25 protein-coding genes are annotated in these 23,469 nt (G+C 58.0%); 15 read left to right on the forward strand and 10 right to left on the reverse strand.

Annotated features, from left to right (window positions below):
• Window positions 1-88 precede the first annotated feature (88 nt).
• On the forward strand, window positions 89-1,213 hold the full coding sequence (locus HGP17_RS04770) for a hypothetical protein (protein ID WP_168806376.1): 1,125 nt from the start codon (window positions 89-91) through the stop codon (window positions 1,211-1,213).
• A gap of 47 nt (window positions 1,214-1,260) precedes the next feature.
• On the opposite strand, the gene HGP17_RS04775 is transcribed toward HGP17_RS04770, so the two are convergent.
• The 5 genes from HGP17_RS04775 to HGP17_RS04795 all read right to left on the reverse strand — a co-directional run bounded on the left by HGP17_RS04775 (window position 1,261) and on the right by HGP17_RS04795 (window position 5,797).
• On the reverse strand, window positions 1,261-2,100 hold the full coding sequence (locus HGP17_RS04775) for a lysophospholipid acyltransferase family protein (protein WP_168806378.1): 840 nt from the start codon (window positions 2,098-2,100) through the stop codon (window positions 1,261-1,263).
• Window positions 2,101-2,244: 144 nt separating this feature from the next.
• Window positions 2,245-4,233 carry a threonine--tRNA ligase gene (gene thrS / locus HGP17_RS04780; RefSeq protein WP_168806380.1) on the reverse strand — a complete coding sequence of 663 codons (1,989 nt, stop codon included), beginning with the start codon at window positions 4,231-4,233 and terminating at the stop codon, window positions 2,245-2,247.
• Between the two features lie 128 nt (window positions 4,234-4,361).
• Window positions 4,362-4,889 (reverse strand): DUF1697 domain-containing protein, encoded by a 528-nt coding sequence (locus tag HGP17_RS04785; protein WP_168806382.1) that lies wholly within the window; start codon window positions 4,887-4,889, stop codon window positions 4,362-4,364.
• Window positions 4,890-4,894: 5 nt separating this feature from the next.
• The gene (gene yidD, locus HGP17_RS04790) at window positions 4,895-5,317 is read right to left on the reverse strand and encodes a membrane protein insertion efficiency factor YidD (protein WP_168806384.1); all 423 of its coding nucleotides are present in this window, start codon (window positions 5,315-5,317) and stop codon (window positions 4,895-4,897) included.
• A 15-nt stretch (window positions 5,318-5,332) separates the two neighbouring features.
• Window positions 5,333-5,797, reverse strand: a complete 465-nt coding sequence (locus tag HGP17_RS04795; protein ID WP_348648883.1) for an iron-sulfur cluster assembly scaffold protein — start codon at window positions 5,795-5,797, stop codon at window positions 5,333-5,335.
• 290 nt (window positions 5,798-6,087) lie between these two features.
• Between HGP17_RS04795 and folE the strand changes: the two genes are divergently transcribed.
• The 3 genes from folE to HGP17_RS04810 all read left to right on the forward strand — a co-directional run bounded on the left by folE (window position 6,088) and on the right by HGP17_RS04810 (window position 8,234).
• Complete coding sequence (gene folE / locus HGP17_RS04800; protein WP_168806388.1) at window positions 6,088-6,699, forward strand: GTP cyclohydrolase I FolE; 612 nt, start codon at window positions 6,088-6,090, stop codon at window positions 6,697-6,699.
• Between the two features lie 25 nt (window positions 6,700-6,724).
• Window positions 6,725-7,174 (forward strand): phosphoribosyl-AMP cyclohydrolase, encoded by a 450-nt coding sequence (hisI, locus tag HGP17_RS04805; RefSeq protein WP_168806390.1) that lies wholly within the window; start codon window positions 6,725-6,727, stop codon window positions 7,172-7,174.
• Between the two features lie 106 nt (window positions 7,175-7,280).
• The gene (locus tag HGP17_RS04810) at window positions 7,281-8,234 is read left to right on the forward strand and encodes a patatin-like phospholipase family protein (RefSeq protein ID WP_168806392.1); all 954 of its coding nucleotides are present in this window, start codon (window positions 7,281-7,283) and stop codon (window positions 8,232-8,234) included.
• 156 nt (window positions 8,235-8,390) lie between these two features.
• On the opposite strand, the gene HGP17_RS04815 is transcribed toward HGP17_RS04810, so the two are convergent.
• Together HGP17_RS04815 and HGP17_RS04820 are read right to left on the reverse strand one after the other, a co-directional pair.
• Window positions 8,391-8,825, reverse strand: coding sequence for a CBS domain-containing protein (locus HGP17_RS04815; RefSeq protein WP_168806394.1), 435 nt, complete (start codon window positions 8,823-8,825; stop codon window positions 8,391-8,393).
• A 166-nt stretch (window positions 8,826-8,991) separates the two neighbouring features.
• Entirely contained in the window at window positions 8,992-9,765 is a 774-nt protein-coding gene (locus HGP17_RS04820) for a rhomboid family intramembrane serine protease (protein ID WP_168806396.1), read from the reverse strand.
• A gap of 311 nt (window positions 9,766-10,076) precedes the next feature.
• Here HGP17_RS04820 and HGP17_RS04825 point away from each other — a divergent pair, with 311 nt between their 5' ends.
• From HGP17_RS04825 to HGP17_RS04855, 7 genes are all read left to right on the forward strand, one after another.
• A complete protein-coding gene (locus HGP17_RS04825; protein WP_348648884.1) occupies window positions 10,077-10,742 on the forward strand; it encodes a PAS domain-containing protein in 666 nt (221 codons plus the stop codon).
• 84 nt (window positions 10,743-10,826) lie between these two features.
• Window positions 10,827-11,456, forward strand: a complete 630-nt coding sequence (locus HGP17_RS04830) for a PilZ domain-containing protein (protein ID WP_168806398.1) — start codon at window positions 10,827-10,829, stop codon at window positions 11,454-11,456.
• A gap of 70 nt (window positions 11,457-11,526) precedes the next feature.
• Window positions 11,527-12,489 carry a prolyl aminopeptidase gene (gene pip / locus HGP17_RS04835; RefSeq protein ID WP_168808091.1) on the forward strand — a complete coding sequence of 321 codons (963 nt, stop codon included), beginning with the start codon at window positions 11,527-11,529 and terminating at the stop codon, window positions 12,487-12,489.
• 393 nt (window positions 12,490-12,882) lie between these two features.
• A complete protein-coding gene (locus HGP17_RS04840; protein ID WP_168806400.1) occupies window positions 12,883-13,488 on the forward strand; it encodes a transglutaminase-like cysteine peptidase in 606 nt (201 codons plus the stop codon).
• 338 nt (window positions 13,489-13,826) lie between these two features.
• Window positions 13,827-14,597: a hypothetical protein gene (locus HGP17_RS04845; protein ID WP_168806402.1), complete on the forward strand. Its 771-nt coding sequence runs from the start codon at window positions 13,827-13,829 to the stop codon at window positions 14,595-14,597.
• Window positions 14,598-14,713: 116 nt separating this feature from the next.
• Complete coding sequence (locus HGP17_RS04850; protein ID WP_205925865.1) at window positions 14,714-16,222, forward strand: D-alanyl-D-alanine carboxypeptidase; 1,509 nt, start codon at window positions 14,714-14,716, stop codon at window positions 16,220-16,222.
• Window positions 16,223-16,343: 121 nt separating this feature from the next.
• A complete protein-coding gene (locus tag HGP17_RS04855; protein WP_168806404.1) occupies window positions 16,344-16,619 on the forward strand; it encodes a hypothetical protein in 276 nt (91 codons plus the stop codon).
• A gap of 114 nt (window positions 16,620-16,733) precedes the next feature.
• Here the strand turns inward: HGP17_RS04855 and HGP17_RS04860 are convergent, their stop codons facing one another.
• The gene (locus HGP17_RS04860) at window positions 16,734-17,168 is read right to left on the reverse strand and encodes a DUF1489 family protein (protein WP_168808095.1); all 435 of its coding nucleotides are present in this window, start codon (window positions 17,166-17,168) and stop codon (window positions 16,734-16,736) included.
• Window positions 17,169-17,274: 106 nt separating this feature from the next.
• Here HGP17_RS04860 and HGP17_RS04865 point away from each other — a divergent pair, with 106 nt between their 5' ends.
• Window positions 17,275-18,291: a serine hydrolase gene (locus HGP17_RS04865; RefSeq protein ID WP_168806406.1), complete on the forward strand. Its 1,017-nt coding sequence runs from the start codon at window positions 17,275-17,277 to the stop codon at window positions 18,289-18,291.
• A 31-nt stretch (window positions 18,292-18,322) separates the two neighbouring features.
• Here HGP17_RS04865 and HGP17_RS04870 read toward each other — a convergent pair whose 3' ends face one another.
• The gene (locus HGP17_RS04870; protein WP_168806408.1) at window positions 18,323-19,732 is read right to left on the reverse strand and encodes an L-serine ammonia-lyase; all 1,410 of its coding nucleotides are present in this window, start codon (window positions 19,730-19,732) and stop codon (window positions 18,323-18,325) included.
• A 200-nt stretch (window positions 19,733-19,932) separates the two neighbouring features.
• On the opposite strand from HGP17_RS04870, the gene HGP17_RS04875 reads away from it, so the two are divergent.
• Both HGP17_RS04875 and HGP17_RS04880 read left to right on the forward strand, forming a co-directional pair.
• The gene (locus HGP17_RS04875) at window positions 19,933-20,625 is read left to right on the forward strand and encodes a DUF599 family protein (RefSeq protein WP_168806410.1); all 693 of its coding nucleotides are present in this window, start codon (window positions 19,933-19,935) and stop codon (window positions 20,623-20,625) included.
• A gap of 61 nt (window positions 20,626-20,686) precedes the next feature.
• Window positions 20,687-21,676: a DUF1624 domain-containing protein gene (locus HGP17_RS04880; RefSeq protein WP_168806412.1), complete on the forward strand. Its 990-nt coding sequence runs from the start codon at window positions 20,687-20,689 to the stop codon at window positions 21,674-21,676.
• A 561-nt stretch (window positions 21,677-22,237) separates the two neighbouring features.
• On the opposite strand, the gene HGP17_RS04885 is transcribed toward HGP17_RS04880, so the two are convergent.
• Window positions 22,238-22,627 carry a MerR family DNA-binding transcriptional regulator gene (locus tag HGP17_RS04885; protein ID WP_168806414.1) on the reverse strand — a complete coding sequence of 130 codons (390 nt, stop codon included), beginning with the start codon at window positions 22,625-22,627 and terminating at the stop codon, window positions 22,238-22,240.
• 295 nt (window positions 22,628-22,922) lie between these two features.
• On the opposite strand from HGP17_RS04885, the gene HGP17_RS04890 reads away from it, so the two are divergent.
• Window positions 22,923-23,423, forward strand: coding sequence for a peptide deformylase (locus HGP17_RS04890; protein WP_168806416.1), 501 nt, complete (start codon window positions 22,923-22,925; stop codon window positions 23,421-23,423).
• Window positions 23,424-23,469: the final 46 nt, after the last annotated feature.

A 23,469-nucleotide genomic window follows, 5' to 3' on the forward strand; every position in this document is an offset into this window, starting at 1 on the left:
CTGATAGGAAGACGTGGGTCTTGAATTTGCCACCGCATTGGTTTTGAAGTGGCGTGTGTTGTATCGTAAGTCAATCGGTTCGGACCCCATGTCAGGCATTTCATCCGCTCGCCGATTGAGCGCGATCATCGCTGTTCTCTTAAGCCTCAATACGACCGCCTCGTCGCAGGAAGCCTTCAAGGAGTTCAAACAGCTCGACGGCAGCGTGAAAATGCCGAAGCTGAATGCCTTCGTAGCGCCGAATGGCGAAAATTCTGCGGCCCGCACACTGCGCGATGTGTCGCTGGAAGCCAAGTTGACACCCCAAAGCGGTCCGCAGCAGCAGGGTCTTTCCTGGTATGTCTTCAGCCCCATCGCCGGCGCGGACGGGAAGCTGCCGCTCGTTGCAAGCTCGAAAGGCGGTTCGGCCTCGTTTCATCTGATGCCCGGCGACTATTTCGTCAATGTTTCGTTCGGTCGCGCCGGGGTGACAAAGAAACTCAGCGTGCCTGAAACCGGAGACACACAGAAGCAGACTATGGTTCTCGATGCCGGCGGCATGGTGTTGAATGCCGTTTCAGGGTCCGATGTCCGTATCCCGCCCAAAGAATTGAGTTTCTCGATCTACTCCAGCGAAGCCAAGGATGATGGCGAGCGCGGGCTCGTCATGGCCGACGTGAAGCCGAATACGCTCGTCGGCCTGAGCGCCGGCACCTATCATGTCGTATCGGAATACGGCAACGTCAACGCAGTCATCCGCGCCGACATTCAGGTCGAAGCCGGCAAAGTGACCGAGGCAACGATCCAGCATAGGGCGGCGAAGATCACCCTCAAGCTCGTGTCCGATGCCGGTGGTGAAGCGATTGCCGACACTGCCTGGTCGATCCTCACCTCTGCCGGTGACATCGTTGGAGAAAGCCTCAGCGCGTTTCCGACCATGGTCCTTGCGGAAGGTCGCTATACGGCGGTGGCTCGCAACAAGGACAAGATCTACCAGCGCGATTTTACCGTCGTGGCCGGGACGAACACCGATGTGGAAGTGCTGATGAAACAACAGCAGCCGCAGGATGTTGATAGCGAACAGCCCGCGCAGCAGCTTCCGATCCAGATGCCGCAGATGCGCCAGACACAGAGCCCACAGACGCAGCCGGCGACATCGACCCAGCAACCGCTGCCGACATATGAGCAGCTTGCACCGGCTGCCGGCGGTGATGAAGGCGACAGCATGGATTGACGACGGGAAATCTCCCGCCGCCTCTTGGCAAAATCAGTCTTGAGAACCTAAACGGCCTTCCGCCGTGGCATCTTCTTCGGTGGAGCCATCGAAAACACGGCGCCATAGAGCTTTGAAAGCATATCCTTGCGGTCGCTCCCTTCGCTCAATGCTTCCCAGCTCATCAGCGCGCCGACATGGGCGGTGATCGTGCTTCCCGAAAGACGCCGGAATTCACGGATCAGCAAGGATAGGCGCAGCGTCATGGAGAGCCGGCTTGCCAGATGGAACAGCCGGCCGTTCTGGCCCTCGAAATAGATCGGAATGACACAGGCGCGTGCTGCCTGGATGAGCTTGGCCGGAAATATCTTCCACGGCAGGTCTTCGGCACGGCCAAAGCCCTTCTTGGCGGTTGCGACGCCGCCGGCGGGGAAGATGATGATCGTCGTGCCTTCCTTGAGCAGGCGAACAGCCTCGTGGCGCGTCTTCATGTTGATCGCCATCGCTTCCTTGGTCTCCTCGAAGGAAACAGGCAGCGAATAATCATGCATTTCCGGCACCTTCAACAATTCGTTGTTGATCAGCACCTTGAAGGGACGGCCAAGCTGTTCGGCCAGCGCCAGCACGGCAATGCCATCGCCGATGCCATAGGGATGGTTGGCAACGATGACGATCGGCGCGTCGGGAATTTTTTGCGGCGGCCATTCGCCCTTGGCGAGCAGCTGCACATCGATGAGATCGAGCATCTTGCCGAAGACGCGCTCGCTCTTGCCGACGATATCGGTGCGCCAGATATCATAAAGGCGGGCATAACGGTCGCGGCCGGACAGGCCTTCGATGGAGCGGATGAACCAGCGTTTGATACGGGTATCCCGTTCGTTGGCGTAGGATAATTCTTTGAATTCCAAGTGCGCGACGGGGCTGCCCCGCTCCTATCGTTCAGCTGCGCCGGATGTTGCGGCCGCAGCAACGCTTTGATTCAGCAAATATATGAAAGCTTTATGTCAGTTATCTGACGGCACCCTTAAGTGCCGTCAGCATAATTCTTTTACTCAGGCGGCCTTGTTGCGCCGTGCTTCCCGCTTGCGCAGAACGTCCGGCGGCGTTGCTTCCAGAGTAAGCGAAGCGATCGCCTCATCGAGGGACATCGAGGTCTGCGACTGGCTGCCGAGGCGACGGATATTGACCGAACGCTCTTCGGCTTCCTTCTTGCCGCAAACGATGATGACCGGAACCTTGGTCACCGAATGCTCACGGATCTTGTAGTTGATCTTCTCGTTGCGGAAATCGGTCTCGACGTCGAGGCCGGCATCGCGCAGCGCTTCGGCGACTTCTTCGCCGTAGGCATCGGCTTCCGAGGTGATCGTCGCCACGACGACCTGCAGCGGCGAGACCCAAAGCGGCATGTGACCTGCGAAGTTCTCGATCAGGATGCCGAGGAAACGCTCCATCGAGCCGCAGATGGCGCGATGGATCATGACGGGCTGCGTCTTTTCCGAATGCTGGTCGATGTAGAAAGCGCCGAAGCGTTCCGGCAGGTTGAAGTCGACCTGCGTCGTGCCGCACTGCCATTCGCGGCCGATGGCATCCTTAAGCGTATATTCGAACTTCGGACCGTAGAACGCGCCTTCGCCCGGCAGAATGCCGGTCTTGATGCGTCCGCCGGACTGCGCTTCGATCGTTTTCAGCACATCCATCATCACGCTTTCGGCACGATCCCAAAGTGCGTCGGAGCCCACGCGCTTTTCTGGACGGGTCGAAAGCTTGACGACGATCTCCTTGAAGCCGAAGTCTTCATAAACGGACAGGATGAGATCGTTGATCTTCAGGCATTCGGCCGCCATCTGCTCGTCGGTGCAGAAGATATGCGCATCGTCCTGCGTGAAGCCGCGCACGCGCATCAGGCCATGCAACGCACCCGAGGGTTCGTAGCGGTGGACCGCACCGAATTCCGCAAGACGGATCGGCAGTTCGCGATAGGACTTCAAGCCATGCTTGAAGATCTGGATATGGCCCGGGCAGTTCATCGGCTTCAGCGCGAAGACGCGATCGTCGTCGGTGTCATCACCGGCAACGGTCACCTTGAACATGTTGTCGCGATACCAGCCCCAGTGACCCGAGGTCTCCCAAAGCGACTTGTCGAGCACCTGCGGCGCGTTGACCTCCTGATAGTCGCCCTGGAGCCGCCGGCGCATATAGGACACCAGCGTCTGGAACATCCGCCAGCCCTTGCCATGCCAGAAGACGACGCCGGGGCCCTCTTCCTGGAAATGGAACAGGTCCATCTCGCGGCCGAGACGGCGATGATCGCGCTTTTCGGCTTCGGCAAGAATGTGCAGATAGTTATCGAGATCCGCCTGCTCGGCAAACGCCGTGCCGTAGATACGGGTCAGCATCGGATTGTTGCTGTCGCCACGCCAATAGGCGCCGGCCACCTTCATCAGCTTGAAGGCATTGCCGATCTGGCCCGTTGAGGCCATATGCGGGCCACGGCAGAGGTCGAACCAATCGCCCTGGTAATAGATCTTCAGATCCTGACCTGCGGGGATCGCGTCGACCAGTTCCACCTTGTAGTTTTCGCCCTTGGCGGCAAAGACTTCCTTTGCCTTCTCGCGCGACCAGATTTCCTTGGTGAAAGGCTTGTTGCGCAGAATGATCTCGCGCATCCGCTTTTCGATCACCGGCAGGTCATCGGGCGTAAACGGCTCGTTCTTGGCGAAATCGTAATAGAAGCCGTTTTCGATGACCGGGCCGATCGTCACCTGCGTTCCGGGCCAAAGCTCCTGCACGGCTTCGGCGAGTACGTGCGCGGTGTCGTGGCGGATCAGCTCCAGCGCACGGTCGTCCGAGCGGGTGATGATCTCGATCTTGCCATCGGTGACCGGATCGGAAAGGTCGCGCACGGTGCCGTCGATGGCAATCGCGACAGCCTTCTTGACCAGCGACTTGGAAATGGATTCGGCGACATCACGACCGGTCGTGCCGGCAGCGAAGCTGCGCACGGAGCCATCGGGGAATGTCAGGGAAACAGGTTGGGACATCGATATTCTCCTTGTCCAGTCCCGCCAACGAATGCGGGTGGTTTCGAAAGATACGGACTAAATCAATACTGACTTACGTCCGCGCGCCTGATAGCGGTATTTGCCATTCTAGTAAAGGAAAAGCGGCGTTACCTGCGGATCATCTCGGCCAAACCGCGCACGGTGTTCCAATTCCGCATCGTTCCAACGCCGAGGCGTTTCGTCGTCAAAGCCGGCAGCAACCTCGTTTCGCTGGCTTTGAGGCCGAAATCGATCCAGAGATCTCCATGCACGATCGCCATGCGCTCGTCTTTTCGGTATTTCGAAAACATTTCAATCGCTTGAGCTTCAAGCGGCTGCCGCATGACGCGAATGATGACCTCGCTGCCGATGCCATCAAGAAATGGATTTCCATCCGCGAGCCTCAGCCAGGTGTCGGCGTCGCGAACGATGATGTCGACATGCTTGCCGAAGCGCGCGGCAAAACCGGTTTCGAGCTTCGTTTCGATCGAAGCGATCGGTTGCGTCTCGCATTCGAAAATCAGGTTGCCGGTCGCAACAAGCGTTTTGGCATTGCGAAAGCCCAGCTCCTCCGCCATCGCTTTGAGATCGGCCATGACAACGCGGCGACCTGGGCCGAGAACAATGCTGTAAAGCAGCGCGACGTACACAGCCATGCGGATCAGACAGCCTTACAGCCGAGGCGGAAATAGCGCCACGGCGTCCACCAGTGATAACGATGCTCGAGATCACCGGGCACAGGATCAAGGCCGCTGGTACCTCCCGGACCACAGCGGGCGACGCGAAACAACGTCATCCATCCGCCGGCCCAAAGCCCATGCCGCGCAACGGCCTCATAGCCGTATTCCGAACAGGTCGGGATATGGCGGCAGGAATTACCGATGAAACCGGACAGCGTCAGCTGATACAGCCGAATGAGGCCCATGCCAAACAGCCGGTCCGGCGTCTTACGGAAAGGGCCGGAATAATTGCGCGATCTGACCACTTTATCGCCGGATGGTGACTTGACGCGACGAGCATGCTTGGACGCGGCGGCGCCCCCTTCGTCTTCATCGTCGTCTTGCATCAGACAGAATTGACACATGGGCCGAAATCCCGCTCAGACAGCTTCGGCGGTCGTTGTGCGTCCGCCTTGGCGAGCAGCTTCGATCTGCCCGATCGCATCCACGACGGCATCGAATGTCAGCATGGTCGAGGCATGCCGCGCCTTATAGTCCTTGACCGGCTTCAGATAGCGCATGTCCTCAAAGCGGCCCTCCGGCCCCTCGCCATCCGCCTTGAGCATGGCGAGCATGTCTTCGCGAGCTTTCCGCAGTTCGTCTCCCGAGGCGCCGACAACGTGCCGGGCCATGATCGAAGAGGATGCCTGGCCGAGCGCGCAGGCCTTGACGTCATGGGCAAAATCCGTCACCACGTCGCCGTCCATTTTCAGCCAGATTTTTACGCGAGAACCGCACAGTCTGGAGTGGGCCTGGGCACTGGCATCAGCGTCAGCAAGATTGCCGATACGGCCGATATTGCCGGCAAATTCCAGGATTTTGCTGTTGTAGATGTCGTCCATCACAGATTTTGCTCCGATGTACCCGTTCGGTGTTTCCTAACAAAAAACACAGCGTGTCCATTTCGGCCACTTTCACAGGGACTATGCCATACTATATGTATGTCGTTCGAAGACCATGCAAATGCAATGGTCTTGTGTAAGTTTGATGGGAAACCGTGCAGGACGGCAGGCTTGTCCGCCAGCCAGAACGCCCCGGAGCCCGCCAAAGGTACAAACTCTCCGCGTTTCGGGGAATGCCAGTGGCGAGTCCGACAAGATGATATCCGCGGTGCGGGTCAGGAGAACCACAGGTAATGGACGCCATTGTAAAGAATTTTCCGCAGAACGCCGACACCGAACGTCCGACCCAGAAGGAAGCGGAAGACGCCGTTCGCGTTCTGCTGCGCTGGGCCGGTGACGATCCGCAACGCGAAGGTCTGCTGGATACGCCATCGCGTGTCGCCAAGGCTTACCGCGAACTTTTCAGCGGATATGACCTCAATCCCGAGGACGTGCTCGGTCGGACCTTTGAAGAGGTTTCCGGCTACGACGACATGGTTCTCGTGCGCGACATCCCGTTCTTCTCCCATTGCGAACACCACATGGTGCCGATCATCGGCAAGGCGCATGTCGCCTATCTGCCGAACGGTCGTGTCCTCGGTCTTTCCAAGATCGCTCGTGTGGTCGATATCTTCGGCCGCCGGCTCCAGACCCAGGAAGCCATGACGGCGCAGATCGCCAATTCGATCGACGACACCCTGCGCCCGCGCGGCGTTGCCGTGATGATAGAAGCCGAGCACATGTGCATGGCGATGCGCGGTGTGCAAAAGCAGGGTTCCACGACGCTGACCACCACCTTCACTGGCGCCTTCAAGGCCGATCCGGCGGAGCAGGTTCGCTTCATGTCGATGGTCCGGGGCCGCTAACCAGGCTTAAACAAAAGCGCCGGAGATGAATTTGATTTTCAATGCGCCTTCCGAAGACAAATCCGAGCTTGAACACAACGGCGATTTCACGCCGCGCTTCGACGATCGCGGCCTGATTACCGCGATCGTGACCGATGCGCGCGACGGCGAACTTCTGATGGTCGCGCATATGAATGCCGAGGCGCTTGCGCTGACGATCAAGACCGGCACGGCTCATTATTTCAGCCGTTCGCGTGGTAAGCTCTGGAAAAAGGGCGAAACCTCCGGAAACCTTCAGACGGTCAAGGAGATCCGAACGGATTGCGATCAGGACGCCATATGGCTGAAAGTGGAGGTCGCCGGGCACGACGCGACGTGCCATACTGGACGACGTTCCTGCTTCTACCGCACAGTCGGGCTCGAAGATGGCAAGCCGATGGTGAACGTGGTGGATGATCATCGCCACTTCGATCCGGAAGACGTCTACCAGCACTAGACTTATCGGCGAAGCGCTCCAAGAAGATACAACCAGTATACGATTTGGAAACGAAAAAGGGACAGTATTTTTGCAGAGGCACGCAGGGCCTCGGAGGAGGCTTTAGATGCTGAATTGGGGGTTGAATCGTCACCTTGGCGGACAGAACTCGACCAGTTCAGGTTCTTTGCAGGATATGTCCAATCCGCCTCCGGCTCCTCCAAAAAAGGTCAAGATCGCCCTTGCGCTTGGCGGCGGCGCTGCACGTGGCTGGGCCCATATCGGCGTTTTGCGTGCGCTCGACGAAGCCGGCATCGCCGTAGGCATGATCGCCGGCACGTCGATCGGCGCGTTGGTCGGCGGTTGTTACCTCGCCGGAAAGCTGGACGAGCTGGAAGCCTTTGCCCGATCGCTGACCATGCGCCGCATTGCCAGCCTTCTCGATCTGACCATCGGCGGCAGCGGCCTTTTTGGCGGCATGCGGCTGACCAAGCGTATGCAGGAGCATCTCGAAGGGCTTTCGATCGAGGATCTCGAACAGCCTTTCGTTGCCGTTGCCTCGGAATTGAATACCGGTCACGAGGTCTGGATCGCCAACGGATCGCTGATAACAGCACTTCGGGCATCCTATGCCCTGCCCGGGATTTTCGAACCGGTGCGCTCCAATGGTCGAACGCTCGTCGACGGCGCGCTGGTCAATCCCGTGCCTGTCACCGTCTGCCGCTCCTACGAACAGCCGCTCGTCGTTGCGGTCAACCTGCATTATGATCTTTACGGCCGATCCGCCGTCGTGAAGCACAATGTCGGGCCGCCGAATGGCGACTTGCTGCGCCGCGACGAGGCACCGGCGATGAAGCTCGGGATGACCGGCGTCATGGTGCAGGCCTTCAACATCATTCAGGACAGGATTGCGCGCGCGCGCCTGGCCGGTGATCCGCCCGATCTGGCTCTGCATCCGCGTTTGAGCGACATCGGCCTTTCGGAATTCCATCGCGCTGGCGAAGCGATCGATCGCGGCTACGAGGAAGCAACCGCCAGATTGACCGAAATCCGGCGCATGCAGGAAGCTTACGCGCGTTAAGATACCACGCGGAAAAGCGCCTCGCTGATCATCATCTTTCTTAGCTACGTGGAGAGACGCCGTTCTAAGTATGCGGCCTTTCATTTGGGCCAAAGGCATGCACCGCCGCAATCGACCCGACGAAGGCCGATTGCTTTGACGACGTCGAACCGATCCTTACCCAGCGATATAGGCCTTGATCTGCTCCGCCTCGAGCTCGATCTCACGGATGCGCCATTTGACGACGTCACCGATCGATATGATGCCGCTGAGCTTGCCCTTTTCCTCGACGGGAACATGGCGGAAACGACGTGTCGTCATGGTTTCCATGAGTTCGTCGGTGGTGGTGTCTTCCTTGCAGCGATGAACCTTCGACGTCATCATCGACGCGATCGGCTTGTCCAGGCACTCGTTGCCTTGTTTGGCAACCGCGTTGACGACATCCCGCTCCGTGAAGATGCCGGATATCTTTCCGCCCGGTCCAACGACGACGATTGCGCCGATCCGGTTTTCATTGAGAATTTTCGCGGCTTCCGCCACGGTCGTATTGCCGCCCGTCGTCACGACATCGCGGCCTTTGGCTTCAAGTATGGCCTTTACGGAAACTGACATTCGATCCTCCCATCTCGAAAGCATGGTGAACACTGCAGCGTCCGATATGTTCCGAAATCTACCCCCGGAGCTTAAAACCGGCGCCCGCCCGTCGGTCAGTCGATCTCCTCTATCGCATGATCGACGGAAGACGATGGTGCGCCCGTGTCAGCAATAAAGCAACAGCTCATTCTTCAAGCGGCAGCGCTTCAGGCTCTTCCTCGCGTGGTTGCCGGTCGAAGAGCGCAAAGAGGAGGAAACCGAACAAGAAGCCGCCGATATGAGCATCCCACGCCACGGGTTGCGAGCTGTCGCCGACGAGCGTTATGCCGAAGGCGACGAGCGCATTACCGGCGACCCACATGATGATATAGGCCACGACCGTGCGGCTGCGCAGTGATTGCAGGACAGTCAGCCGGGGATTGCGATGCGCCTGCCCCATCGAAACACGCCGACCGTCCATCGCAGGAAACGCAAAGCGGCAGGCAGCGCCCATCAGTGCCGAAACCACGCCCGATGCGCCGATCAGCAATGTCTGGTCGCCCCAGTAAAGAGCTGCATGCAGAAAGGCCGAGGCGGCGGACGAGAAAATCCAGAAGATCACATAGCGTAAGGTACCGATGCGCCGGGCCACGGGCGCGGCGAAGACCATCAGCCACAAGCTATTGAAAACGATATGTTCGATGCCGCCGTGCAGCAGCGAATAGGTGAGCGGCGTCCAAAGCCACTCAAGACCTTGCTGCGAGAGCGGAAAGGCGTAGCGAGCAGGTATGAAGCTGAAGGTGAAATAGAGCCAGTTCAGCGTATCGTCCGACCAGGACGGGACATTCATGATCGCAAAGACGGCCACGAGAACGGCAAGGCTGCCTAAAATAACTGGTGGGAGATTGAAGGCGGGAACGCGCTGCTGCTGCGGCCGTGGATCTTCCGGCTCTTGGCGCGGCAGCTGTTCATCATCCATGTCTTGCTCTGCTTTTCTGTCGGTGTGACCGACACATAGCGCAGCGAAACTCAAAAAAAAAGCCGCCCAGTATTCTCCGGGCGGCGCATCGGGCGGTTTCTTCGAAGCTGACCTGAGGAGGCCGCCCCGCACCCGGAAAGTTCGTGCAAGTCACTTCGTGAAGTGATGAACATTTCCTTTCATCCGGCGACGGAAAAGGCAATCGAAACCATTCGTTAACCCTAATGGGCCGGCTCTGGCATGAAACTCGCAGGAGCTCGTGTGAAGGCTGAAAATGCCCTCGCAGTTGAATTGAAATGGGACATGGACGCATGATGCGCCAGACGACGAGCATCGATATATTTACCTACTGGGAGCAGATCCGCGGCAACGCGGATGCACCTCTTCGTAGTTTGATACAACCATCGGCCGTAAGCCACATCCTTCCGGAACTGTTCATTCTGGAAAACACGGTGGATGACAATCCGCGCTTTCGCCTGGCCGGCACTGCCATTTGCAATCTCATGGGGCGCGAGATTCGCGGCGAGAATTTTGCTGCGCTTTGGGCCGGCAGCCAGCAGGAAGACCCGGTGCGCATTGCGGCCGGCGTGATGACGCATGTCGTTCCCGCATTGATCACCGCCACCGGCTATTGCATCAGCGGTCGCAGCGCGACGTTCGAGATGGTATTGATGCCGCTGCGAACGGCCGGCGATACGTGCGATCGGTTGCTGGGCTCCCTCACACCGACGGCGCCTTCCGCATGGCTCGGCAACGAACGCCTGGAATTTCTGGCGCTAGATCGCAGTCGGCTGCTTTACGAGCGCCCTGCCCGCCATCTGGATTTGCCGCCGCATCCCGATCCGACCGATCTATTGCCCTCCAGGGAAAGCATCGGACTGGGCGAATGGATGCGCAAAAAACTGAATCTTGCCATAAACGGCCGCGACACGGCCAAAACTGAACCAACACGGGACAAAATTGACGGTCGTCGGTAAGTAGAGCCAGACGAAAGACAACCTTACCTTAAGAAGTTTCGGCTAGATCTAGCACAAGACGCAATCGATTAAAGAAGCCTCTCGATGCACTCATTCCAGCCGGCCCATGCGACGCGGTCAAATCAAATGGCAGGTAGTGCCCCGCGCAACGATCAGCGGACCTTTCAGCGGGTCCCGATCAACATGCAGGGTCGTCTGATGCTGGCAAATTACGAGGAATTCGAATGCGTCGTCACGGAAATGTCTCCGGGCGACATGTATGTCACCTGTCTGGGACGTCCACGCACGCAAGAACGTGTCATCGCCTACATCGATCATCTCGGCCGCGTTGAAGGCAATGTGGTTCATGTCGATGGCCGCGGTTTCAGCATGTCGATCAACGCGACCGAACGGAAGCGTGAAAAACTCGCGGCGCAGCTGACATGGCTTGCCAACAAGCATGAGCTTGGCCTGCCGGAAGATCGTCGCCACGATCGCCTGACCCCGCGCAACGTACTGAGCGAACTCGCACTCGACGACGGTACGATTTATACCTGCCGCATCATGGACCTTTCGCTCTCGGGTGCCGCAGTCGACGTGGAAGCGCGGCCGCCACTCGGCACGCCGGTCCGCCTCGGCAATATGCGCGGCCGCGTCGTGCGCCATTTCATGGAAGGTGTGGCGATCGAGTTTCTATCGCTCCAGTCTCGCGATACCTTGCGCGAATTTCTCTGATACTGTCATCCTCCTGTCACGCGGCGTCCTGAAATAGCGACGCTTGTCTTCCTTTTTGCGTGACGGCGAGATGCTCTACCCGGATTTCGTTCCCTTCGATCAAGGCCTAGCGGATGTCGGCGACGGCCAGAAGATCTTCTGGATGCAGTCCGGAAATCCGCAAGGCGTGCCGGTTCTGATCCTGCATGGCGGTCCAGGATCCGGCAGCTCGGGAGGAACACGGCGCTATTTCGATCCGCAACATTACAGGATTATCCAATTCGACCAGCGCGGCTGCGGCAACAGCCTTCCGCACGCCTCGGAGCCGAACGCCGATCTGTCCACGAACACGACCTGGCATTCGGTGGCCGATATCGAGCGGCTGAGGCTGATGTTTGAAATTGAGCGCTGGATCGTCTTCGGCAATTCGTGGGGATGCACACTCGCGCTCGTTTATGCGCAAGCCCATCCAGACCGCGTTTCAAGCCTGCTGGTCGCCGGTGTCACCATGACGAGACAGCCGGAGATAGACTGGCTCTATCGCGGGCTTGGTCGGTTCTTTCCCGAGGAATGGGCGCGGTTTCAGTCCGCCGTTCCAGCGGCGGATCGCAATGGCGACCTGGTCGGCGCTTATTATCGCCTTCTGCTCGATCCCGATCCCGCCACCCATATAAAAGCGGCAAGTGACTGGCATCGATGGGAAGCCGCGTCGATTCTGGTCGATCCTCGTGCAACGCTATCGGCGCGCTGGTCCGATCCGAATTATCTGACGGCACGTGCCCGCATCATCACGCATTATTTTCATCATCGCGCGTGGCTGGAAGACGGCCAGATACTGCGGGATCTCCATCGGCTTGCCGCCATCCCCTGTACCATGATCCAGGGACGGCTCGATCTGGAAGCTCCCGTTGTCACGGCATGGGAGTTGTCGCGGGCGTGGCCGGCGGCCAAGCTGATCATCGTACCAACTGCGGCCCATTCGCTCGCAGCTTCGGAAATGGCTGCATCTATAGTTCAAGCGACCGACGCGCTACGCGCCAATATTTCTCGATAAAAAATCAAATTTTTTTTTGGGCTGATTTTCCCAAATTGGCACAGGTTCGCATGTTTCCGGCCGCCTCCTCGGCGTTCCCTTCGTTTCGGACGCCTTCTCTGTCCCATCATGAAGCACTTAAACGTGCCGGAACGCGGCTCCTCGTTAAGAATCCAGTTGGTCGGAAAACATTTTAAAACAGCGCGCTGCCGCGATTCCACGCGCGAATTCTCATACCGGAACCATTCAAATTTTAATCGAATTTGCCGAAAAACTGATTCAAGTTTTCTGCGTGTTTTATGAAAGTTTGATCCAGATTTGAATAAACTAAGTGCTTAATTTGACTGCGTAATTTTGCGTCGGATAAAATCATGCGTGTCATTCTGATCCCAACAAAAAAGCAGGGACAGGGACATGAACTTTCACTTCGTACTTCGCGGCTGCGCCGCACTGGCGCTTGCCACCTTCGGCTTCTTCGGTCTTGCTCAGGCAACGCCCGCCAACATGACGATCACGGGTGACGCTGCTCCCCCGATCGGCCATTACGAGTTCTGCAAGGAGAACCCGCGGGAATGCGCTTTCGCCGGCGGCGATGCCGGTCCGGCCATTCTGACGCAGGATAGCTGGAAGACGATCCTCAAGATCAACTATACGGTCAACACGACGATCAAGCCGATGACCGACATGGAGCTCTATGGCGTCGAAGAAAAGTGGGCCATCCCGACAACGGCCGGCGACTGCGAAGATTTCGCTCTCTTGAAGCGCAAGCAGCTGATCGACGCAGGCTTCTCGCCGTCCGACCTGCTGATGACCGTCGTCTTGCAGCCGAATGGCGAAGGCCATGCCGTTCTTACGGTTCGTACCGATCGTGGCGATTTCATTCTCGACAACATGCGCAACAAGGTGAAGCTCTGGTCCGAGACGGAATACACCTTCCTGAAGCGCCAGTCTGCAGATGATCCTGCTCGCTGGGTCAAGATCCAGGACGGCCGCGCCGTCGCAGTCGGCAGCCTGAAATAACACGCTCTACCGGATCGTCGACGACCTAGCGCCGGCGATCAAGATCAGAGGCCCGGTCTTGTCCCCTGATTTCGTCCAGGCCGGTGCCTCTGAGCCGTTCCCACTGTCCCGGGAACGGCTCTTTTCGTTGTGAAGGCCCGTTTGGGGCAATGTGACGAAAACTTCCCGGATCAGCCAACAGATAGCATGGCTGCCGACATATTTTTAAATCTTCATTAACCATCATGGCGCCAATTATTTCTCAGACAAGACTCATCAAAGTCTGACGCCGCATCGAAGCATTCATCGATCGAATTGACGATGGTTTTCGAGCGCGGAAGGGAAATGAAGGCAAGGGCATGGTTTCTTCTCCGTCATCTGCTTCGATGCTCGACGAGCGGCCGCTGATATCGGGCAGCATCATCTATCGGTTGACGACCGGCGTTGCTGCTCTGGCCGCCCTCACCGTCGCCATTTCGGTTGGAGGCCATTGGCTCGGTGAGCGGATTTCACTGAGCGGACATACGACAGACACCAAAGCAGTATCCGTGACGATTGGTGATGATAGTCTGCGCCTGGCAGCAAACACCGTCCGCTTCCCGAGCGAGAGGGTGGATGGATCGGCAGAGCGTGTCGATCTCTATCTCACATGGCCGCAGATGCAGGGATACAGCGAAGCCGATCGCCTGCGCTTCGACGACATTTCCCAATCGTCTTCGCTTATTTTCCTGCAACTCAGCCAAAGCACGATGTCCCATGACATGTCGGGCCGACTTGGGCCGATCTATTCGCACATCATGGATGGCGCGCCTTACAACGGTCCCTATGGGCTCACCGCGCACCGCCTGCGCGCAGACGCCGGTTACAATGATGAAATTCTCCTGACCGCACCGAGGGCCGGCGAGCAGGACTATGTTGTACGCTGCATCCTGCCCTCCTCGCCCGCCCAGGCAACAAGCGGCGACTGTCAAAGAGACATCAAGGTCGGCAAGGACCTGAGTGTGCTTTATCGCTTTTCCAGCAGCCAACTCGGCGATTGGCGCGCCATGGACAAAGTCGTCCGTGATTTCATCGCTGCCCGCCTTGTGAACAGCGCAAATTCTGCGACCCCGGCTGTTGGTGGTCGCTAAAATGGCGCAAAAACCCGAAACCAACTGTTCATCATAAACCGATTGGTAACGCTAAGCCTTTAGTCTCCGCGCAACGGGCGTTCATGGAGGCGGCGGCCGGATAATCGAGAATGTTAATGCAAGCAGAGAGTGATTTAGTGTCCAGATCAACCCTTTCCGTATCGTCGTCTCAATCCGGCAAGATTCTGGCGAAAGCGTTTCTCGGTTTCACGATCGCAGCCGCGACGATTACCGTCAGCTTCGACGCGAATGCAGCCAGTGGCTCGAAATATGCCGGCATCGTTATCGATGCCAATACGGGCAATGTTCTCTACAGCGAAAATGCCGACACGCTTCATTATCCGGCGTCGCTGACCAAGATGATGACGGTCTATTTGACCTTCGAGGCGCTTGAGGCTGGACGCATCACTCTCGATACACCTGTCGTATTTTCCAGGAATGCAGCCGGCCAGGCGCCGACAAAGCTTGGCATTGGCACCGGCCGCTCGGTCACCGTGCGCGAAGCGATCCTTGGCATCGTCACCAAATCGGCCAACGACGCTGCCATGGCGCTGGGCGAAATGCTCGGCGGCTCGGAAGAGAATTTCGCCCGGATAATGAACGACAAGGCGCGTGCTCTTGGCATGACGCGCACGACCTATCGCAATCCGAACGGCCTGCCGAACACTGCGCAGATGACGACGGCGCGTGACCAGGCCCGTCTCGGCATTGCCCTTCGCGAGCACTTTCCGCAATATTACGGCTTCTTCTCGGAAACGAGCTTCAAGCTCGGCAATCGTGTCATCCCGGGCCACAACCATCTGATCGGCTCGGTTCGCGGTGTCGACGGCATCAAGACTGGTTACACCCGCGCTGCCGGATACAATCTGGCGACCTCGGTCAAGGTTGACGGACGCTCGATCGTCGGTGTCGTTCTGGGCGGTGCTTCGACCCCTGCTCGCGACAACCAGATGCGCAAGCTGATTGCTGAGTATCTTCCTCAGGCGTCGACCAGGCACATTTCGACCGATGTCATCGCGCAAGCCCCGGTCACCGCGCCCAATCCGCAGGCCGCAAGCGCTCGATTTGCCGACGTCAGCCGCGCGAAGGTCCGAAATGACGAAACGGCGGCAGCGATTGAGCCGCAGCAACCAAGCAGCGCTGCGGCTTTCGCGGCGATAACGCCGAGCAGATCGGCCAATCCGCTTCTGGCCGCAAAGCCGGTTCAGCGCCCCGCCTCGGACGAAGTTGCATCCATTTCGCCATCGGACGCCGCTGATGAGGATGAGGTCGATACCGTGACCACCGCCTCGACGTCGAAGGCAGACACGAAGGTCGTCAAACTGCAGCGCGCCGAGAAGGCGGAAAAGACCGAGAAGGTTGCCAAGGCAGGCAAAGCCGAGCGGGACATCACCGGTTGGGTTGTGCAGATCGGCATTTCCGCCAGCAAGGACGGCGCCAGCGACCTTCTCGACGCGGCCAAGACAAAGGGCGGCAAGGCGCTGCGTTCGGCCAAGCCTTATACCGTTGCCTTCGATGGCGGGTATCGCGCCCGGTTCGGCGGTTTCGAAGACCAGAATTCGGCAGTCAATGCCTGTAAGGCTCTCAAGCGTGCCGGCGTAAAGTGCTGGGCAAGCATGGAGTAAATGCGGCGCTTTGATGCCGCATAGTTTGAAGATCGGTCAGGTTTCCATGAGGATGCCTGGCCCTCCGGTTCCGAATGTCATCGGGCCGGCCCTGAGTTTGTAACGTGTACGGGGACTTGAAATGGCAATGAACGAGAACTTTCCCGGTTTCTCGCTCGACGGCGGGGGCAAGATGAAACAGAAGAGCTTCGCTCTTCATCCGCTACATGAAGCCGCAATGCGGCTGGCGGATCTGGGTCTCAGCCGCTCGCGATCGCGCAATAAAACCAAAGATTTGATTGGCGTCCTGTTGTGTCACGGTGCACGCGCCTGGCGTTATTCGCAACCGGAAGCGCATATCCATCTGCATATCACCGCGCCGGAAGGCCGCGCGCCGATCATGATGCGTCTTCGCTAAAGCAATAGCGGGAAACGGCGTTGCCGTTTCCCGCTCTAGACAACATGAAAAACGAGAGATGCAGCTTTTTCCTGAATCCCGCAGGTTCTGAAAAAGCTCGCCGCGTCTGCCGGACTACAGCAGGCCGAGTTCCGAAAGCTCGCGCCGCAAATCAGCCGGCATCTCGGCCACCGCACCGAGGCTATCGAGATCGCGCGGAATATCTTCCTGCGGCAAATAACGCCATCCCTGGAAAGGCCTGCGAGGCTGGCCGGCCGTTTCGATAACGCTAGGATCCAGGATAAGCCGGCAGCGCTGAATTCCTTCCGCATCGGTGAAGGTCTCGATATCGAGCAATTTCTGTCGCGCCTGAACCTGCCCTTTGATCACCCAATACAGCGAACCGCCGTCCAGAAGATCGTCGACGCGTTTCGGCACCATGCGTGTCGTATGCGTGGTATGCGGCTCCAGACCTGCAGCGATGGCGTTCATCGCCCTTTCGGAAACCCACTCGCGCAGATCATCAATGGAATCCGCGCCGACGCACAATTTGATGAGATGCAAAGCCATCCTGCCGTTGAATTCCTTTTGGCTGGCAGCGTCAAGCTTTTCGCTGCCGACATCCACAAACTCGATATCATACTGTCGACAGAAAGACCGATTCTCGGAGATGTCGATGACGTATGTGGTCAATTGTCCCGCCGACGAATGGACGACAGCGAGGGAAGCAGGCGATCTCGGCTGGTCTCAAACCGCCTTGGCGAATGCCTACGAGTTTGCATCCTCCATTGGCTCCTCGGCCATCATGATCGTGCAGGATGGAGTGGTCGTCAGCGCCTGGGGAAGAGTCGCGGATGTCACCGGCATTGCCTCGATGCGCAAGAGCCTCCTGAGTGCGTTGATCGGCATCCATGAAGCCGAGGGAACGATCGATTTGAACGCGACGCTCGCCGATCTCGGCATCGATGATTGCGAGCCGGCTTTGACCTCCATGGAGAAGCAGGCGACCGTCGCGGATCTCCTCACATCGCGATCGGGGATCTATCACGCCGCAGCACACCAGGCTACACCAATGCCGGCGCGCGGCATTCATCGCCCAGGCGAGCAATGGTTCTACAACAATTGGAGCTTCAACGTTCTTGGCGTCATCCTGGAATGCCTGACCGGGATTCCGATTGCGGAAGATTTTACGCGTCGTATCGCCCAGCCGCTGCGGCTGCAGGATTTCCAGGCAGAGCATTTTTATTTCAAGACGATTCCCCAATCCGTCCATCCTGCCTACAAGATCAGAATGTCGGCGCGAGATCTGGCGCGTATCGGGCTGCTATTTATGAATTCCGGACGCTGGGATGGAGTTCAGCTCATTCCGCAGAACTGGATCGACCGGAGCGTCACACCCTATACCGATCTGGGGCGCGGCGCCGGCTTTGGCTACAGCTGGTGGACGGGTCGATACATCATACGATCGACGGCGACTTCGAAGCAGCACGCTCGGGAAGAAATGCGATTCTACTGGGCTTCGGGTATGGGCTATCAGTACGTCATGGTCTTCCCGGCTATTCGATCGGTAATCGTTCACAGAGTGACCAACTCCGATAACGGACCAGGCAGCGACCAAATGGAGCAGTTGCAGGCCATGCTCCTCACCAGCCGCACGATCGGCGTCCCTTTAACAACGCCGATCACCGCGTGAGAATAAACCTCGGCCGATCAGACGACCACACTCAGCATTCGACAACATTCACGGCAAGACCACCCGTCGAGGTTTCCTTGTATTTCTCGCTCATGTCATAGCCCGTCTGCCGCATGGTTTCGATGCAGGCGTCGAGCGGTACGAAATGCTGGCCATCGCCCTTCATGGCGAGCGAGGCGGCTGTGACCGCCTTGACGGAACCAAGAGCGTTGCGCTCGATGCACGGAACCTGCACGAGACCCGCGACCGGATCGCACGTCATGCCGAGATGGTGTTCCAAGGCGATTTCCGCGGCATTTTCGATCTGCTCGGGCGAGGCGCCCATCACAGCAGCAAGCCCCGCAGCGGCCATCGCCGCCGCCGAACCCACCTCGCCCTGACAGCCGACCTCGGCGCCGGAGATCGAGGCATTGTGCTTGATGATGCCGCCGACGGCCGCAGCCGTCAGCAGATAATTGCGGATGCCGTCCTGATCCCAATCCTCATGGAAATGCTGATAGTAACGGATGGTCGCAGGAATAACGCCAGCCGCGCCATTGGTCGGCGCCGTCACGACGCGACCGCCGGCCGCATTCTCTTCGTTGACAGCCATGGCATAGACACTCAGCCAGTCGTTGGCGAGCAGCGGATTGATACGATTGCTGCGCCACTCCTCCTGCAGCTTGTCATGGATAGCGCGCGCACGCCTGCGGACCTTCAATCCGCCCGGCATGATGCCGTCGACCTTGAGACCACGGTCGATGCAGCTGCTCATCGCGGCCCAGATGCGGTCGAGGCCGGCATCCAGCTCTTCGGCGCTCATGCGGGTCTCCTCGTTGGCGCGCTTCATCTGCGCGATCGAGAGACCGGAACGCTCGGCCATGTCGAGCATCTGCTTGGCGGTCGCAAATGGGAACGGAATGCGCTCCCCGGCCGCGGCGGGCTTCTTCCTGTCGGCCTTCATTTGCTCGAGTTCAGTGTCGGTCACGACGAAGCCGCCGCCCACTGAATAATAGATGCGCTTGACGAGCAGGCGCTCGTCCTTGTCGAAGGCGGCAAAGCTCATGCCGTTCGCATGGCCTGGCAGCGGCACTTTCTTGTCGAAGATAAGATCGTTCTTCGGCTGGAATTCGTAAGCGGGATGGCCAGGGGGCGTAATCCGCCCGCTACGCTCGACCTCATCGATGATGGCATCCATCCGGTCAGGATCGACGCTGTCGGGCCGCTCTCCCATCAACCCGAGAATAACGGCCCTGCCCGTGCCATGGCCAATGCCCGTATGGGCGAGCGAGCCGTGCAAACTGACTTTGATTGATGTCACGTGCACGTTCGATGACGGGCGCGGCCATTCATTCGACAGGAGCAGGTCCAGGAAGCGATTCGCAGCCGACATGGGACCCATGGTGTGCGAACTGGACGGTCCCACACCGATCTTGAAAACATCGAAAACGGAAAGAAACATGGACCTTTAGTGCCTCCTCGGCAAATCGATTGGTGGGAAGGCTACGCTATCGGGGCAACCTTGCACGGCGATCGACCGACATCGGATTTCATGGCAGCGACATTACATATAGGCATCCGGCGAGACAAACAGAAGGGCATTGCACACCGCCGGAGCTACGCTAGAGTCGATTCGGGATTGATCTGGGGGAATCTGCGTTAATGACGACTGCCGACTATGTCGCCCTCGCCCTTTTTATCGTTCTCTGGATCGCGCTTAACTGGATCACCAGCAGCGCTCACTTTTTCAATCGCACCAGCCTGACGCTGGCGATGAACGAGCGCCGCCGCGAATGGATCTATAATTCGCTGCGCCGCGACCTGAAGATGATCGATACGCAAATCCTCTCCGGCCTGCAGAACGGAACGGGCTTTTTCGCCTCCACCTCGATCTTCGCGATCGGCAGCTGCTTTGCACTGCTCGGGGCCACCGACAAGGTGAACGCCTTTTTCTCCGACCTGCCCTTCGTCTTCAATGGCGGCCGCACCGCGTTCGAGATCAAGGTGGCAGGACTTGCCTGTCTCTTCGGCTACGCCTTCTTCAAATTCGGCTGGGCTTATCGTCTGTTCAATTATTGCACCATTCTGTTCGGGTCATTGCCGATGCGGGACGAAGTCCTGCTCGATCCTCGGGCAGCCGAGCATGCTGCGGAACGCGTCGTGCGCATGAACATCATTGCCGCCCGCAATTTCAACGCCGGCCTGCGCGCCATCTTCCTGTCGATCGGCTATCTCGGCTGGTTCCTCAGTCCCTATGTCTTCATGATCACGACGATTTTCATCATCGTGGTCCTGATCCGCCGGCAGTTTTTTTCCGACGCCCGTCTGGCCATCATGGATATCGATGTGCCATGACAAGGCCGCGCCGGCTCGGCCGGGCGCCTCGATTTGAATTCACGCCTGGAAGGACTTGCCCATGGCCGCTATCGCCGAGAGTGCCGATGCACCGCAAAAAATGCCACGCATCGGCATTCTTGATACGGCCCGCGGCATCGCTCTGCTGGCGATGGCAAGCTACCATTGCACCTGGGATTTTGAATATTTCGGCTATCTCGATTCCGGTACGGCCGAAACGGGCTGGCTGAAGCTCTACGCGAGAACCATTGCCAGCACCTTCCTGTTCCTGGCCGGCTTCAGTCTCGTCCTTGCCAACACGCCGGAGATTCGCTGGCGGCCATACCTGCGGCGCCTGGGCATGATCGTGATCGCTGCGGTCGCGATCTCCGTCGTCACTTATTTCCTGATCGGTCAGGGATGGATCTATTTCGGGATTCTGCACTCTATTGCCGCTGCAAGCATTATTGGCCTGCTATTCCTCCGACTTCCCGCCTTCGCAACCCTGCTGATCGCCGTCCTGCTGGCGGCTGGCATCGTCGTCGACAATGTGATCGCGCCATTTTCGCTACATTCGGCGGCATTCGACACGCCATGGCTCTGGTGGGTGGGGCTGTCGGTCACCCCGCAGCAATCCAACGACTATGTGCCCTTGTTTCCCTGGCTGACACCATTTCTGTTCGGGCTTGGCGTGGCGCAACTGGCAATCTCCCTGAACATACTTCCTCGACTGGCGAAATTCGGGCCGGGGCGGAACGTGATCGCTCGCGCCGGTCGCCATAGCCTGGCGTTCTATCTCATCCATCAACCGTTGCTGTTTGGCCTTGTCTATCTCCTCTCAGTCGTAGCGCCGGCGCCGCAACCCGATCCCAAGGTCGGTTATATCAAGGAATGCGTCGCGGCCTGCACGCAATCCGGCGGGGAAACCATGTGCCGCAGTTTCTGCCAATGCACCCTGGATAAATTGCAGGAACAAAACCTCTTCACGCCCTTGGAATCAGGCGCCATCAAAGCGGGCAGCGATGAACGGGTAAATCGAATCGCGATACAATGCACAGAGCAAGCGCAATGATATGGCTATCGCAGCCGCAGTCTATCGGCTCCCGAACAGCAACAGAATCCGACCGATTCGGGTTCTTTTCAAATAGACCAAATTCGTGGAGACCGAATCTTCCCGACCACGGTAGAGATCCATATGGCGGCCATTCTCAACGCCTGACATCGTTTCCAGTCGGGCTGATGTCTTCCCGCTCAAAAAAGAGCAACCCGGTTCGCGACAATTGACATTAACCGCGCCGGAGAGACGTTGAACGGAGCCGATGGTGATGCTGAGCTGCACGTCGGAGCTTCTCTCATCGAGAAGCTCGCAGGAGACATCGATCTGGTAATCGACTTGACCAGATATAGGGTCCTAATCATCAAGCGATAACGCATAAGCGACTGCAATCCTGGGCTGCGCCACGCCTGCGGCACAACCGGCGCCGACGTGCGGAAAAATCGCCGTCACGCCTATAAAAATGGCAAGGAAACGTCGTGCAGCCACGGTGATCAACCCAATGAAATTCGGGTTCTACAGGCACGCAGGCATGAATTAAGGCGGAATTTCAGTCACTTCATGCGGAAATGCGGACGATTACGTTCCCACGCCAATTTCTGCAAGCCGACCAAGACAGGCTTCCTCGACGTTATCGAGTTCGCTCAACGTGTCCTCAATGTCCTTGCGCTTCTGGCGCAGCTCATCGCGCTTTTCGTCCACGCGCTTCATCAGCAGCTTGAGCTGGCCGATTTCGCCTGGAGGTTCTTTGTAAACCTGGATGATTTCGCGGATTTCAGCGATGGTGAAGCCGATGCGGCGACCGCGCAGGATTTCCTGGATCAGCCGCCGGTCTGCCGGTCGAAACAGGCGCGTGCGCCCGCGACGCTCGGGATGGATAAGACCCTCGTCCTCGTAGAATCGCAACGTCCGGGTCGAAACCCCGAATTCCCGAGTAAGCTCGGTTATGCTATAATATCCGTCGACCAAGAATCCGCCCCTATCTGATGGTCGATCATAATATTGACTTTTACGTAATAGTCAATTTTTGTTGATGAGCGCGTTTTGCTGACACTTCGTAGCGTCGATGGACATCGCCGACGCATCGGATTTGGTTACTTGGCAAAGCCAACACCATTCTGGCAATCCAGCCGTTCATGCGGAAGGCGAAACTCATTGTCAACAAGTGGATAGCGCGGGAATCTGCTATATCAATCGAAGATCGTATCGGCCTTTCCATGTGTCGATAGATCCATCGCAAGTCGTTTCACAGGAAGCCCGTCACGTGCCAGTTCGCCCGATCATACGTTTTCCCGATGCACTGCTTCGAACGCCCTGCACACCCGTCACCGCATTCGACGATGAGCTGCGCGCGCTCGTAACGGACCTTCTCGACACGATGCGCGCGGCACCTGGCGTCGGCATCACCGGCCCGCATATCGGTGTTCTCAAGCGCGTCGTTGTCATCGAGCTCGATCGTGAAAATGGCGTGCGCACCTATATAAACCCCGAGCTTATCGAGTCATCGGAAGAAACAATGCAACACATGGAAGGCAGCGTCTCCATGCCGGGATTGACGGAAGAGATCGTCAGGCCGAAATCTATCCGGTTTCGCTACCAGGATATTGAGGGTGTGGTGCATGAAGAAGTTGCCGAGGATTTCCTGGCCATCTGCATTCAGCACGAAATCGATCAGCTCGATGGCATCTTCTGGCTACAGCGTCTTTCCAAGCTCAAGCGCGATCGCTTGGTGAAGAAATGGGAAAAGGCGCGGCACGCCGCCTGAATCAAAACGGGCGCCCATCGGGCGCCCGTTTCAGATCATTCAGTGA

This window comes from Rhizobium sp. P38BS-XIX (genome assembly GCF_012641435.1).
In the GTDB taxonomy this organism is placed as follows: Bacteria; Pseudomonadota; Alphaproteobacteria; order Rhizobiales; family Rhizobiaceae; genus Rhizobium.